Source organism: Aeromonas sp. FDAARGOS 1407 (genome assembly GCF_019048725.1).
In the GTDB taxonomy this organism is placed as follows: domain Bacteria; phylum Pseudomonadota; class Gammaproteobacteria; order Enterobacterales; family Aeromonadaceae; genus Aeromonas; species Aeromonas enteropelogenes.
The window spans coordinates 3,069,525-3,082,842 of the sequence record NZ_CP077399.1 but is presented as its reverse complement, the minus strand read 5'-3'; the positions used below and the strand labels follow the sequence as shown (position 1 = coordinate 3,082,842).

The window sequence follows — 13,318 nt, the reverse complement described above, 5'->3', positions numbered from 1 at the left end:
ATCTGGGATCATTTCCCCCTTTCGGGACATCCCATGACACGCTGGTGCTGGTTACTGCTGTTGCTCTGCTCTACGGCGTGGGGCCATCCCCTGATCCGGGTCGGTGGCTACCCCTACGCGCCCTTCGTGGTCAAGGAGGGAGAAAACCGCTACAGCGGACTGACGCAGGATCTCATCGCACTGCTCAACAAGGCCCAGCAGGAGGTGCGTTTTGTTTTCGTCCCCACCTCCGCCGTTCACCGCAGCCGGGCCATGGCCCTTGGTCGCTACTCCCTCATCCTGTTTGAAGAGATCCGCTGGGGTTGGGATGCCGGCGCAGTGCGCATGACCCGGCCACTGCTGCTGGGCGGCGAGAAGTATGTCGCCCTGAGGGAACCCAACCGGGATCAATCCTTTTTCAAGGATATCGCCAGGCGCCAGCTGATCGGCGTCAGCGGTTATCACTACGGCATCGCCGATTGGAATGCCTCTCCGGAAGAGCTCAAACGCCGCTTCAACATCACCCTGGTCAAGGACAACATCAGCGCCCTGCAAGGGCTGTTCAAGGGGCGCGGTGAGGTGGTCATTCTCAATTTCTCCTACCTGAACCAGTTCCGTATCCAGTACCCGGAGCAGGCGGCGCAGCTTTTTTACTCTGACAAATGGGATCAGCACTACCTGCTCAGGGCCCTGCTGAGCCCCACGGCGAGCATCACTACGGATCAACTGGAAACCTGGCTGAACAAACTCGAGAAAAATGGACAATTGACCCGACTCTGGACAAAGTACGGCGTGCAGCATCAAGTGGCACCATGATTGTGCCCCGACAATTTGTTATCCTGTGCGCATCAATTGGAGACCCCCATGCCCAAGCCCCTGCGCACCCGCCTTCTACGCTACGCCCTCTATCTGTGCGCCGCCCTGTTCATCGCCCTTGGCATCCTGCTTTGGCAGGCGCCGACCCTCACCCAGCGTTACTTGCCTGGCTGGCTGGCCACCCACTACGGCCTGAACCTCACCTTGGGGGAAATTGACGTCACCCTGCGCTCCCCGTCACTCACCATAGGCCCCTCGGCCCTGCTCGATGACAAGCAGCACCCCATCGTCACCTTCGAGCGATTGCAGGTCATACCGGCCTTCGGCGAAAGCTGGCGCCAGCGCGCCATCATCCTGAGCGATGTCACCCTCACCAAGCCAACCGTCACCCTGGTGCGCCTTGCCGACAACAAGGAGGGAGTCCGCTTTAACCTGACAGAGGCTCTCGCCCGAGTCCTGAGCCCCAGCGAAACGGCTGCTGACAGCGGTGACACTCCGCTCGTTCTGCAGATAACCAAGCTGGCGGCACACGAGGGACATGTCGTTTACCAGGACAGCCGCAAGTCCAGCGCGCCAGGCTGGGTGCCCCCCCTTGCACTAAGCGGTATTGACTTGCAGTTGCCAGGCTTCACGACGGCAACGGGGGGCGCCAACCACTTTCAGCTGAGCGCTACCCTCAACAAACAGAGTCCGCTCAAGGCGAGCGGCCAGTTCGATCTCTTGACCGGGGCCGGCAAAGGCAGCGTCAGCCTCGGCAAGCTGGCGCTGGCCCCCTTCGCCCCGCTCTGGGCTCCCTATCTCAAGGTCAATCTGGCCAAAGGGAGCACCAGTACCGAATTTGATTACCGCCTCGACCAGAGCAAACAGGGACTGGACTGGCAGCTGAGCAAGGGCAAGCTGCAGCTGGACAACTGGCAGTTGCAACACCCGAAAGGGGCCGAATTTGCCCGCTTCAAGCGGCTGGCCCTGAGCGGGATCGCGCTGAATGGCACCAGGCAGTCGTTCAAGGCCGAGCGGCTTGCCTTGAGCGCCCCGTCCCTCACCGCAAATCTCAATGCCAAACAGGAGCTGGATCTGGCCGCGTTGCTGATCCCGCAGCCTGCCGCCAAACCGGCAGGCAAAAAGGCAAGCAAGCAGGCCGAAGGTGGCAAGCCCTGGCAGTGGACGCTCAAACAGAGCAAGATCACCCAGGGCAACTTCAAATTGACCGAGTCGAGCAGCGGCAAACCCTTGCAGCGGGAGCTCGCAAACCTTGATCTCACCTTGGGCCCGTTGGGCAGCAAGCGCGCTCAGCGCAGCCCCCTCACCCTGCAGGCAACCTTCAATAGCCAAGGCACCAAAAACCCGAGCACGCTGGGATTTGACGGTGCCCTGACCCTTGACCCCTTCAGCCTCGACGGGGAGCTCAAGCAACAAGGACTGCCCCTCAAATGGGCCCAGCCTTATCTGCAGGATCTGCTGCGCATCAGCGTACGTGACGGCCTGCTCGCCAGTCGCACCAAGCTTGCCCTGGCCACCGATGCCAGGGGAGATCTCAGCAAGCTTGAGGTGAACGGCGGGCTCGACATCGAGAGGCTCAACGTGCTGGATCGGGCCGACAACCAGCGTCTGCTGCAGATTGAACGCCTGCAACTGAACGGCCTGCACTATGACGGCATCCGCCAGCAGGTGAATATCGAGGATATCTTGCTGAGCAAGCCCTTCGCTCGCATCGAGATCAACGAGGATCGCGTCACCAACCTCCAGCAACTGCTGCTGCCACAACCGGCCGGCGACAAGCCCGCCAGCGGCCCGCCCCCCCGCGTCACCATAGGCCAGATCCGCACCGAGCAGGGCAACCTGCGCTTTGCCGATCGCAGCCTGAGCTCGGATTTTGTGGCAGATATTGCCTCCCTCAACGGTCAGAGCCGCCATATCAGCAATATCCCGGGCCAACGCTCGGAGCTCTCTTTCAACGGCAAGGTGGATCGCTACGCACCTGTCACCATTCGCGGGGGTACCAACCTGCTCATCGAGCACCCGGTGCTGGATGTGGCCGTCACCTTCACCAATCTGGAACTCACCACCTTCAGCCCCTACTCCACCACCTATGCCGGTTACGCCATCGACAAGGGTCAGCTCTCCATGAAGCTCAACTACAAGTTGCAGGGCAGCAAGCTGGAAGGTGACAACGACATCACCATCAAGAAGCTCCAGCTGGGTGAAAAGGTGAAAAGCGAGCAGGCCAAGGATCTGCCGCTGGGGCTGGCCGTCGCCCTGCTGAGCGACGCCAACGGCGTCATTCAGATGAACCTGAAAGTCAAAGGGGATCTGGATCAGCCCGACTTCAGCCTCGGCAACATCTTCTGGAACGTGCTCGGCAATACCCTGAGCAAGGCCATTACTTCCCCCTTCTCCCTGCTGGCTTCCCTCGCAGGGGGCACGAAAGATCTGGACGAGCTTCCCTTCCTGCCCGGCAGCCCCGAGCTGACTCCCACCCAGCAGGCGAAGCTGGCCAAACTGGCCCAGGCCCTCAAGGAGCGTCCCAAGCTCAGCCTGAACATTCGTGGCAGGGTCAATTTCAATGAAGAGCGTCCCATATTGCAGCGCCAGAAGCTGGAGCGGGTGCTGGCCAAGATCACCGGCAACCCGGTCGACCTCAATCTGCTGGAGCAAGACCCCGCCATGCAGGCCGCGCTGGCCGATGCCTACGAGGCGCGCTTTGACGAAGATCTGGGGGAGCTGGCCGATCGCCTTCATATGGATGAAGAGAGTGCCCCCCTGCGGGCCCAGGCGGTGATCCTGCTGCGGGATCAGCAACTGATCACCGCCAAATCTCTGCGCAATCTGGCCATGCGCCGCGCCCAGAATACCAAGGAGTTTCTGGTCGATAACCAGGGCATAGCACCGGAGCGGTTGTTCGTGCTCGACAGCCAGGTCAAGGAGGAGGACAAGGAGGCCAAGGTGGTGCTGACCCTGGATGAGTAAACCGGGCATGCAAGAGACCAGTGCGTAAGAAAAATACAGCCAATCAACTATTTTGACACCTTTTGCTCACAAAACGGGCTAGCCTGGTGAGCAATTGTGCCGACATGCAAAAAAACACGTAATTTTTTTACTGTTTATCTTCTTTTCCCCCTTGCGATGGGCTGCCAGCCTGCCTAAAATCGCGCGTCTTTTGTTAACCCCCACCTCTATTTTTTGGAGAACGCTACGTGAGCGAAAAATTGGCCAACCCTGCCCCCCTGGGTCTGATGGGTTTCGGTATGACCACCATTCTGCTGAACATCCATAACGCAGGTTTCTTCCCCATCAGTGCCATGATCCTGGCCATGGGCCTGTGCTATGGCGGTCTGGCCCAGATCATTGCCGGCATCATGGAGTACAAGCGTGGCAACACCTTCGGTGTCACCGCTTTCATCTCCTACGGCACCTTCTGGTGGAGCCTGGTGTTCCTGATGGTGATGCCGACCATGGGTCTGGCCGAAGCCACTCCGCACGCCTACATGGGCTGGTACCTGCTGATGTGGGGTGTGTTCACCCTGTTCATGCTGATCGGCACCGTCAACTACCCGCGTGTGAAGCAGTTCGTGTTCGCCTCCCTGACCGTGCTGTTCTTCCTGCTGGCCGCCCGTGACTTCACCGGCAGCGAGCTGATCGGCACCATCGCCGGTTTCGAAGGCATCATCTGCGGCGCCAGCGCCATCTACCTGGCCATGGCCACCGTACTGAACGAGCAGTATGGCCGCACCATCCTGCCCATCGGCGATCACAAGAGAGCCGCTGCCGTGCAGCTCAAAGCCGCCGCCTGATTGCGCGCAGCTTGAAATGAAAAAGGCACCTTCGGGTGCCTTTTTGCTATCTGTACATTCTCGTATTTGCCTGGCTCAGACGGGCGATTCCCCTTCGTGGCTTCCCGCCAACAGGCGCGTGGCCGGAAAGCGCGCCGCGGGATCCTGACCAAAGAGCTGTTCCAGCTGTTGATAGACGGCCGGATAGACGCTGCGCAAGCACAGCGGATCGGTAAAGAAGCTCTCGCAGCAGACGGCGAAAAATTCGGCAGGATGTTCGGCGGCATAGGGATCAATGGCCGCCTCTTCTCCCGCGTCCAGCTGCCTGTTCAATGCATCAAACGCCCCCTGGAATACCTGCTGCCACTGCTGATGACTCATCTTGCCCGGCAATGGCGGCGCCCCGTCGGCCTCCCCACCTAGCATGTCGATTTTGTGGGCCAGCTCGTGAATAACGAGGTTGAAGCCATCCCAGTCTCCATCCTGCTGCAGCTCGCTCCAGGCCAGTACCAGCGGCCCCTGGGGCCAGGACTCGCCAGCGTTCTCTTCTTCCACTTCACTCACCAGGCCAAACTCGTCCTGCACCTCCTGACGGCGGGTGACCGGCTCCGGGATCAGGATAATTTCGTGAAAGCCGCGATACCAGTCAAGGCCCAGATGCAGGATGGGCAGCACCGCCTGCAGCGCCAGCACCGCCTGCTGGCGCGCCGTGAGTTCGACCCCGATCTGGGTCAGGGTCTTGCGTTTGAGCAACTGGCGCCCCAGCCGGATGAGCCTCGCCTGCTCCTCATCACGCAACCCTTGCATGATGGGGACGGCTGCCAGCGCCTGCTCCCAGATCTCCGCATCTTCATGGTGTTGCGCCGCTGCCGGGCGACGCAACCATTTGAACAATCCCAGCACGCCTGCTCCTTCTCTTTGCGTTACAACTGCTTCACGAACCGCTTGGGTCGCTCCTGATAATTCTGCGCCAGATAGAAACGGTGGGCCCCCTCCCGTTTCAGACTGCTGGATAGCTCCAGCTGGCTGCATCCCGCCACCCGGGCCTGGGCCTCGGCGTGCGCCAGCAAGCCGGCCCCAACCCCCTCTCCCCTTGCCCTCTCTTCGACAACCAGCGCCGAGATCAGGCCCCATGCTGGTGCAACATGCAGGGGTTGCAGCCGGTGCCACACCAACACACCGACCACACTGTCTGCCAGGATGGCCAACAGGACAGAAGTGGCCGAGTCCGGATGCAGCAGGCGCACCACCAGCTGATCACCGTCGGCAGGATACCCCAATTGCACGAACAAGGGGGCAAGGGCTGCGCCATCAGCGGGCTGCGCCGAGCGAAATTGCAGGTTTTCAACATGATTTGTCATGGTTGGCCTTATGTTTGCTTATGTCTGGCTCTCACTACACATATCAACAAGGAGAGCGTCATCTTTACTCACATAAATCACTGCCTGCCATCATCCGGCCACTGGTGTCAATTCACAAATTTGCAACAAGGTAGATTTTTTTGCTGGGCAGAAATGCGACAAATAGATATGTTACATCCCACGCAGACCGTGGTTTTTCCACCGTCTGACAGAGTGTCACTCTATCCCGTTTGCTAACTAGCTTGTTAACAAACTGGACATAATAACGACAGGGAGCGAGGCAGAGACCTCGCCAAGACAGCGCAACAAAGGAGTTGTTGTACATGAATGAAATCGTCAATGCCATCAATGGCGTAATCTGGAGCCCTGCGCTCATCTATCTGTGCCTCGGGGTCGGCCTCTACTTCTCCCTGCGCAGCCGTTTTTTGCAAGTGCGTCACATCAAAGGCATGATCCGCCTGATGTTTCAGGGCAAGGGCAACGAAGCGGGCGTCTCCTCCTTCCAGGCGCTCTCCATGACCCTGGCAGGCCGGGTCGGTACCGGTAACATCGCCGGTGTCGCCACCGCCATCACCTTCGGTGGTCCAGGTGCCCTGTTCTGGATGTGGATGGTAGCCTTCCTCGGCGCCAGCTCCGCCTTCGTGGAGTCCACCCTGGGTCAGGTCTACAAAGAGAAGCTCAACGGCGAGTATCGCGGTGGTCCGGCCTTCTACATCGATAAAGGGCTTGGCATGAGCTGGTTCGCCTGGATCTTTGCCATCGCCACCATCTTTGCCTGTGGTGTCCTGCTGCCGGGCGTACAGGCCAACTCCATCGGTTCCAGCCTGCAGACCGCCTTCGCCATCGATCCGAACGTGACGGCTGCCGCGTTGGCGCTGCTGCTCGGTTTCATCATCTTCGGCGGCGTGAAGCGGATCGCCAACTTTGCCAGTACCGTGGTGCCCTTCATGGCGCTCGGCTACATCATCGTTGCCTGCGTCATCATCGCCCTCAACATCGGCCAACTGCCCTCCATCATCCTGCTGATCTGGAAGAGCGCCTTCGGTCTGGACGCCGGCTTCGGCGCCATCCTGGGCCTGGCTATCATGTGGGGGGTAAAACGTGGCGTCTACTCCAACGAAGCTGCCCAGGGGACAGGCCCGCACGCCTCCTCCGCTGCCGCAGTGAGCCACCCGGCCAAGCAGGGTCTGGTGCAGGCGTTCTCCGTCTACATCGACACCCTGTTCGTCTGCTCCGCCACCGGTTTCATGCTGCTCATCACCGGCCTGTACAACGTACAAGGTCCGGAAGGTGCCGCCCTCTACACCGGTATCGCCGGCGTGGCCGCAGGCCCGGGTTACGTACAGACCGCCATGGAGAGCATGATGCCGGGCTTTGGCAACTACTTTGTCGCCATCGCACTGTTCTTCTTCGCCTTTACCACCATCGTCGCCTACTACTACATCGCCGAGACCAACATCGCGTTCGTCAATCGCAAGATCAACCGTCCCTGGCTCACCTTCCTGTTGAAGATCGGCCTGATGGCGGCGACCGTCTACGGCACCGTCAAGACGGCGGATCTCGCCTGGGGTCTGGGTGATATCGGTGTGGGTCTGATGGCCTGGCTCAACATCATCGCCATCCTGCTGCTGCAAAAAACCGCCTTCATCTGCCTGAAGGACTATGAAGCCCAGCTGGCACAAGGGCTCGACCCGGTATTCCACCCCGAAAAACTGGGGATCAAGAATGCCGACTACTGGATCGACAACCGCGCCGAAGTCAACCTGATGCGCGAGAATACCGGCCACCCGTTCGAAGCGGACGTGGATACCGTCGCCAAGTAAGCGCAGACATGACACAACAAAATGGCAGCCCAGGCTGCCATTTTTCTTTTGTACATTTTGCTATTCGAAAGTCGCTGCGTCACAGGGCATTGCGTCTGGGCCCGAACGGCAAGCGCCAGCGAAACAGGCTGTTGAGGGTGGCGCGCCACTGGTTGGGGCGCCCCAAGATCTGCTTTTGCAAGCGGGTCTCCTCCTTGAGCATCGCCTCGTCGCTGCGCGCCCACGCCTGGCTGTAGAGCTGCTTGATCCCCGCGAGCGCATCGGGGGACTTGGTGATGAGCGTTCTGGCAAACTCCCGCGCCTCCCCCAGCGGATCCGGGCAGACCCGGCTGACCAGACCGAGGCCTTTCGCCTCCGGGGCTAGCAGCTCGCGGCCCGTCATGGCCAGCTCCATGGCGCTGTCCACTCCCATCAGGTTACGCATGGTGACGCTGCCGCTCATGTCGGGGATGATGCCCCACTTGATCTCCATCATCGAGAAGCGGCAATCCGGCGTGCTGAAGCGAAAATCGGCACCGAGCGCGATCTGCAGGCCGCCACCGAAACAGACCCCCTTAGTCACCGCGATGACAGGCACAGGTAGCTGATGCCAGCCATAGGCCACCCGCTGGGCCAGGTTGGTGGCTTCGTCCGCCTCGCGCCTGAGGATCTCGAGGGCCGCCACCGGCTGCTTGAGCATGGACTTCACATCAAGCCCGGCACAAAATGCCCGCCCCTCACCATGGAGGATCACCGCCCGCAAGCCCTTGTGCCGCTGTAACTGGCCGAGCGTCTCGTCGATGGCACTGAACATGGCCCTGTCCAGCGCATTGAGTTTGTCTCCTCGCGTCAACATCACCTCGGCGATGCCGTCCCGGATCTCGCACTTGACCCTTGGTTTCTCCATTTCCCTCTGCCTCTCCTGAGTATCAACTGGTCATACCACAACGTTATCAGAGTGTTACCATCAGGTACAGGGAGCCCGCCATTTTCCTGCCCGGGAGTGCATGCGAGCGCCCAGTGCGACTAAAGTCGGCTGGCTGCCCCCCGGTCACTTTGTCAGACTGAGTCCATATCACTGGCCAGGGATCGCCATGACAACACTCTTCAACTTCGCCCGCCCACCGTTTGACAATCTGGCCGCCGACGCCCGCCAGCGGCTCGAGCAGAGCCTATCAATCTGTTACTTTCGCGCCGGCGAGACGGTACTCAGCGCAGGCGACACGCCCCCCGGTCTCTATCTCATCATCAAGGGTGCGGTGGAGGAGTCCGCCCCCCATCATCAATTTGGTGACTATGGTTGCGATGATCTGTTCGATGTGCGGGCCCAGTTTGATGGCCACTGCCGCCACACCTTCACCGCTCTGGAAGATACCCTCTGCCAGCTGATCCCTAGGCAGACCTTTCTGGCCCTGTGCGAGCAGGATCCCGCCTTTGCCAGCTACTTCACCGCCAACCTGGCAGAGCGTCAGCGCCAGCAGGAGCAGCGTGAGCAACTGGGCCAGAAGAACCTGGCGGAGTTTATCCTGACCCGGATCGCCCCCGAACACCTGCAGCCGCCTCTTGTCGTCGACAATCGCCTGTCGCTGCTGGCAGCTACCGAAGCCATGGTGGCCAAGAGCAGCGACTGCCTCATCTATCCCGCCCGGGACGGCAGCCTGAGCCTTGCCACCCGCAAGACCCTGTTGCATGCCCTGACCCTCAAAGGGCTGCCCCTGACGGCGCCGCTCTCCCTGCTGACGCCAGCCCCCCTGATCGGCCTGCCGCAGGAGAGCTATCTGTTCGATGCCCTGCTGCTGATGACCCGTCATCGCATCAAGCGGCTGGTGATCTGGCATCAGGGAGAGGTCGCCGGGATCCTGCAACTCACCCAGGTGCTGGGGCTCTTCTCCACCCACTCACACGTATTGACCCTGCGCATCGCCCGCGCCGATACACTCCCTGCGCTGGAGGCGGTAGCCCGTGAGCAGCTGCAACTGATCCGCTCCCTGTTTGCTCAGGGCATTCACACCGCCTTTCTGATGAAGCTCATCGCCACCGTCAACGAGCAGCTGATCGCCAAGGCGTTCGCCCTGGTGATCCCGCCCGAGGTGCAGGAGAAGGTGTGCCTGCTGATGCTGGGCTCGGAGGGGCGCGGCGAGCAGATCCTCAAAACCGATCAGGACAATGCCCTGATCCTGCCTGCCGATCTGCACTGGCCCGGCCAGGAAGCAGATCTGGCCGCCTTCAGCGCCCTGCTGGAGCGCCTCGGCTATCCTCTCTGCCCCGGCCGGGTGATGGTGAACAACCCCGAATGGGTCAAAACGGGGGAGCAGTGGCAAAGCGCCATCACCCGCGCCTGCACCATGGCCAGTGAGGCAGAGCTGCTCTGGCTTGCCACCCTGGCCGATGCCCATCCCATTGCCGGGGATCGCACTCTGCTCTCCCCCATTGCCCGCACCTTGCGGGAGCAACTGGGAGACAGACGGGATCTGCTGGCGGAGATGGTGAGGCCGGCGGTGGCCTTTCATGCTCCCCTCACCCTATTTGGCAGGCTGGAGCGTTCGGCCGAGGGGCTGGATCTCAAGCGGGGCGGACTCTTCCCGCTGGTGCACGGGATCCGCATGCTGGCGCTGGAGACAGGCATACTGGAAACCGCCACCCTGGCACGCATCGATGCCCTGGTGGCGGCCGAGCGCATCAGCGCCGAGTATGGCAGCAACCTGGCGGAGGCATTCCGGCTGTTTATCCGCCTGCGCTTGCGCAGCCAGCTCAAAAATGGCGACAGCCGGGTGCAGGTCAATGAGCTCAGCCACAGCGAGCGGGATCTGCTGCGCCATGCCCTGCATCAGGTGAAGAAGTTCCAGCAGTGGCTCACCTTGCACTTTCGTCTGAGACAATGAGCATGCTGGACTGCCTGCGACGCTACTGGTATGGCCGCGCTTTTCGGGATGGGGAGTTTGCCCCGCTCTTTGCCGCGCCGCCGCAAGATGAGCTGGTTGCCCTCGATTTCGAGACCACCAGCCTGGATCCCGCCCGCGCCGAGATCGTTGCCATCGGCGCAGTACGGCTCCAGGGTAACCGGCTGCTGACCGGCGAGGCGCTTGCCATCAAGGTGCTTCCCCCCGCCAGCCTGACCGCCCAGTCCGTGACCATCCACGGCTTGCGCCACCAGGATCTGCAACAGGGCATGCCGCTGGAAGCCGCGCTGCGCCAGCTGCTGGCCTTTATCGGGCCACGCGAACTGGTGGGTTATCACATCGCCTATGATCTGCGCATCCTCAACCTGGCCTGCCAGAAACAATGGGGCTTGACCCTGCCCCAACGGGGCATAGAGGTGAGCCGTCTCTATCACGACAACCTCTATCGGCGTTACCCGGATGCAGTCATCGATCTGCACCTGGCCGCCATCTGCCATCATCTGGCCCTGCCTGCCCTGCCCGCCCACGACGCCCTCGCCGATGCCATCACCGCGGCCCTTATCTATCTACGCCTCACCCGGGGCGGGCCACTGGCTTATCCCAAAGTCTAATTGTCCGCAAATAACATTTAATTCACATTTTGATCACATGAGCAGCCTTGCTGCTCGTCAGGGCAACCCCCTTTATCCACCGCTGACACTCATGTCATGGAGAACTGCAATGGAACAGCAAAGCTATCTGAGGATCCAGCAAGATCCCAACTTCCAGGAGCTGGTCGCCAAACGCCAGCGTTTTGCCTGGGCCCTCTCGGCCTTGATGCTGGGGCTCTACCTGGCGTTTATCCTGCTTATCGCCTTTGACCCTGCCTGGCTCGGCACCCCGCTGAGCGAAGGCTCCAATATTACCCGCGGCATCCCGGTCGGGGTGGGGCTGATCCTCGCCTCCTTCCTGCTGACCGGCATCTATGTGTTCCGTGCCAACGGCGAGTTTGACGAGCTGAACCAGAAGATCCTCAAGGGAGTGCAATCATGAAAGGCAAGTCTTTGCTGCTGTTGGCCTCTCTGGCCTCTTCCCCCCTGCTGGCAGCCGATGCGCTGACCGGCGACGTCCAGCGCCAGCCCCTCAACATCCCGGCCATCGTGATGTTTGTGGCGTTCGTGGCGGCGACCCTGTTCATTACCTACTGGGCCTCCAAACGCAACCGCTCGGCCTCCGATTACTATGCAGCAGGCGGGCGTATCACCGGCTTCCAGAACGGTCTGGCCATCGCCGGTGACTATATGTCCGCCGCCTCTTTCCTCGGCATCTCCGCCCTGGTCTACACCTCGGGCTATGATGGCCTCATCTACTCCATCGGCTTCCTGGTGGGCTGGCCCATCATCCTGTTCCTGATCGCGGAGCGGCTGCGCAACCTTGGCAAATACACCTTTGCCGATGTGGCCTCCTACCGCCTCAAGCAGACCGAGGTGCGAACCCTCTCCGCCTGCGGCTCTCTGGTGGTGGTCTCCCTCTACCTGATCGCCCAGATGGTGGGTGCCGGTAAGCTCATCGAGCTGCTGTTCGGCCTGCAATACCACATCGCCGTGGTGCTGGTCGGCATCCTGATGGTGCTCTACGTGCTGTTTGGCGGCATGCTGGCTACCACCTGGGTACAGATCATCAAGGCGGTGATGCTGCTCTCCGGTGCCAGCTTTATGGCGCTGATGGTGATGAAGTCGGTCAACTTCGATTTCGGCACCCTGTTCTCCGAGGCGGTCAAGGTGCACGCCAATGGCGCCGCCATCATGAGCCCGGGTGGTCTGGTCTCCGACCCCGTCTCCGCCATCTCGCTCGGATTGGCATTGATGTTCGGTACCGCCGGTCTGCCCCATATCCTGATGCGTTTCTTCACCGTGAGTGACGCCAAGGAAGCACGTAAATCCGTGTTCTACGCCACCGGCTTCATCGGCTACTTCTACATCCTGACCTTTATCATCGGCTTTGGTGCCATCCTGCTGGTCAGCACCAACCCGGCCTTCAAGGACGCTACCGGCGCACTGCTCGGCGGCACCAACATGGCCGCAGTCCACCTGGCCGACGCCGTGGGTGGCAGCCTGTTCCTGGGCTTCATCTCTGCCGTCGCCTTTGCCACCATCCTGGCGGTTGTGGCAGGCCTGACACTGGCGGGTGCCTCTGCGGTCTCCCATGACCTCTATGCCAGCGTGCTGAAGAAGGGCAAGGCCAATGAAGCCGACGAGCTGCGCGTCTCCAAGATGACGACCCTGGTGCTGGGCGTGGTTGCCATTGGTCTTGGCATCCTGTTCGAGAAGCAGAACATCGCCTTCATGGTGGGTCTGGCCTTCTCCATCGCGGCGAGCTGCAACTTCCCGGTGCTGTTCCTCTCCATGTTCTGGTCCCGTCTGACCACCCGTGGCGCCGTCTACGGTGGCTGGCTGGGTCTGGCGAGCGCAGTCACCCTGATGGTGCTGGGCCCGACCGTGTGGGTGAAGGTGTTGGGTCATGCCCAGGCCATCTTCCCCTACGAGTACCCGGCGCTCTTCTCCATGGGGCTGGCATTTGTCGGGATCTGGTTCTTCTCTGTTACCGACAAGTCCCAGGCTGCCGCCGACGAACACGCCAAGTTCCTGCCGCAGTTCGTCCGCTCCCAGACCGGGCTCGGCGCCTCCGGTGCGACCTCTCACTAACAGTCA

11 protein-coding genes are annotated in these 13,318 nt (G+C 61.0%); 8 read left to right on the top strand and 3 right to left on the bottom strand.

What is annotated here, in order from left to right; genetic code table 11:
* Window positions 1-33: 33 nt before the first annotated feature.
* The 3 genes from I6L37_RS14610 (at window position 34) to I6L37_RS14600 (ending at window position 4,586) form a co-directional block, all read left to right on the top strand.
* Window positions 34-795, top strand: coding sequence for an ABC transporter substrate-binding protein (locus I6L37_RS14610; protein ID WP_216992220.1), 762 nt, complete (start codon window positions 34-36; stop codon window positions 793-795).
* Window positions 796-843: 48 nt separating this feature from the next.
* Window positions 844-3,762: a DUF748 domain-containing protein gene (locus tag I6L37_RS14605; protein WP_216992219.1), complete on the top strand. Its 2,919-nt coding sequence runs from the start codon at window positions 844-846 to the stop codon at window positions 3,760-3,762.
* A 227-nt stretch (window positions 3,763-3,989) separates the two neighbouring features.
* Window positions 3,990-4,586 (top strand): acetate uptake transporter, encoded by a 597-nt coding sequence (locus I6L37_RS14600; RefSeq protein WP_216992218.1) that lies wholly within the window; start codon window positions 3,990-3,992, stop codon window positions 4,584-4,586.
* Window positions 4,587-4,661: 75 nt separating this feature from the next.
* On the opposite strand, the gene I6L37_RS14595 is transcribed toward I6L37_RS14600, so the two are convergent.
* Together I6L37_RS14595 and I6L37_RS14590 are read right to left on the bottom strand one after the other, a co-directional pair.
* A complete protein-coding gene (locus tag I6L37_RS14595) occupies window positions 4,662-5,468 on the bottom strand; it encodes a zinc-dependent peptidase (RefSeq protein WP_216992217.1) in 807 nt (268 codons plus the stop codon).
* Window positions 5,469-5,488: 20 nt separating this feature from the next.
* Window positions 5,489-5,926: a GNAT family N-acetyltransferase gene (locus I6L37_RS14590; protein ID WP_216992216.1), complete on the bottom strand. Its 438-nt coding sequence runs from the start codon at window positions 5,924-5,926 to the stop codon at window positions 5,489-5,491.
* Window positions 5,927-6,249: 323 nt separating this feature from the next.
* On the opposite strand from I6L37_RS14590, the gene I6L37_RS14585 reads away from it, so the two are divergent.
* Entirely contained in the window at window positions 6,250-7,749 is a 1,500-nt protein-coding gene (locus I6L37_RS14585; RefSeq protein WP_216992215.1) for a sodium:alanine symporter family protein, read from the top strand.
* 79 nt (window positions 7,750-7,828) lie between these two features.
* Here the strand turns inward: I6L37_RS14585 and I6L37_RS14580 are convergent, their stop codons facing one another.
* Window positions 7,829-8,635, bottom strand: coding sequence for a crotonase/enoyl-CoA hydratase family protein (locus tag I6L37_RS14580; protein WP_216992214.1), 807 nt, complete (start codon window positions 8,633-8,635; stop codon window positions 7,829-7,831).
* 187 nt (window positions 8,636-8,822) lie between these two features.
* On the opposite strand from I6L37_RS14580, the gene I6L37_RS14575 reads away from it, so the two are divergent.
* The 4 genes from I6L37_RS14575 (at window position 8,823) to I6L37_RS14560 (ending at window position 13,312) form a co-directional block, all read left to right on the top strand.
* Entirely contained in the window at window positions 8,823-10,610 is a 1,788-nt protein-coding gene (locus tag I6L37_RS14575) for a putative nucleotidyltransferase substrate binding domain-containing protein (protein ID WP_216992213.1), read from the top strand.
* A gap of 2 nt (window positions 10,611-10,612) precedes the next feature.
* Complete coding sequence (locus I6L37_RS14570) at window positions 10,613-11,239, top strand: 3'-5' exonuclease (protein WP_216994175.1); 627 nt, start codon at window positions 10,613-10,615, stop codon at window positions 11,237-11,239.
* Window positions 11,240-11,348: 109 nt separating this feature from the next.
* The gene (locus I6L37_RS14565) at window positions 11,349-11,660 is read left to right on the top strand and encodes a DUF485 domain-containing protein (protein ID WP_026458310.1); all 312 of its coding nucleotides are present in this window, start codon (window positions 11,349-11,351) and stop codon (window positions 11,658-11,660) included.
* Window positions 11,657-13,312: a cation acetate symporter gene (locus I6L37_RS14560; RefSeq protein WP_042069558.1), complete on the top strand. Its 1,656-nt coding sequence runs from the start codon at window positions 11,657-11,659 to the stop codon at window positions 13,310-13,312. Before I6L37_RS14565 ends, I6L37_RS14560 begins: the two co-directional genes overlap by 4 nt.
* Window positions 13,313-13,318 lie beyond the last annotated feature (6 nt).

Excerpts from the sequence above, each read along its gene's own strand:
- I6L37_RS14610 (WP_216992220.1), top strand. The coding sequence starts at position 34 with ATGACACGCTGGTGCTGGTTACTGCTGTTGCTCTGCTCTACGGCGTGG.
- I6L37_RS14605 (WP_216992219.1), top strand. The coding sequence starts at position 844 with ATGCCCAAGCCCCTGCGCACCCGCCTTCTACGCTACGCCCTCTATCTG.
- I6L37_RS14590 (WP_216992216.1), bottom strand. The coding sequence starts at position 5,926 with ATGACAAATCATGTTGAAAACCTGCAATTTCGCTCGGCGCAGCCCGCT.
- I6L37_RS14585 (WP_216992215.1), top strand. The coding sequence starts at position 6,250 with ATGAATGAAATCGTCAATGCCATCAATGGCGTAATCTGGAGCCCTGCG.
- I6L37_RS14580 (WP_216992214.1), bottom strand. The coding sequence starts at position 8,635 with ATGGAGAAACCAAGGGTCAAGTGCGAGATCCGGGACGGCATCGCCGAG.
- I6L37_RS14575 (WP_216992213.1), top strand. The coding sequence starts at position 8,823 with ATGACAACACTCTTCAACTTCGCCCGCCCACCGTTTGACAATCTGGCC.
- I6L37_RS14570 (WP_216994175.1), top strand. The coding sequence starts at position 10,613 with ATGCTGGACTGCCTGCGACGCTACTGGTATGGCCGCGCTTTTCGGGAT.
- I6L37_RS14565 (WP_026458310.1), top strand. The coding sequence starts at position 11,349 with ATGGAACAGCAAAGCTATCTGAGGATCCAGCAAGATCCCAACTTCCAG.
- I6L37_RS14560 (WP_042069558.1), top strand. The coding sequence starts at position 11,657 with ATGAAAGGCAAGTCTTTGCTGCTGTTGGCCTCTCTGGCCTCTTCCCCC.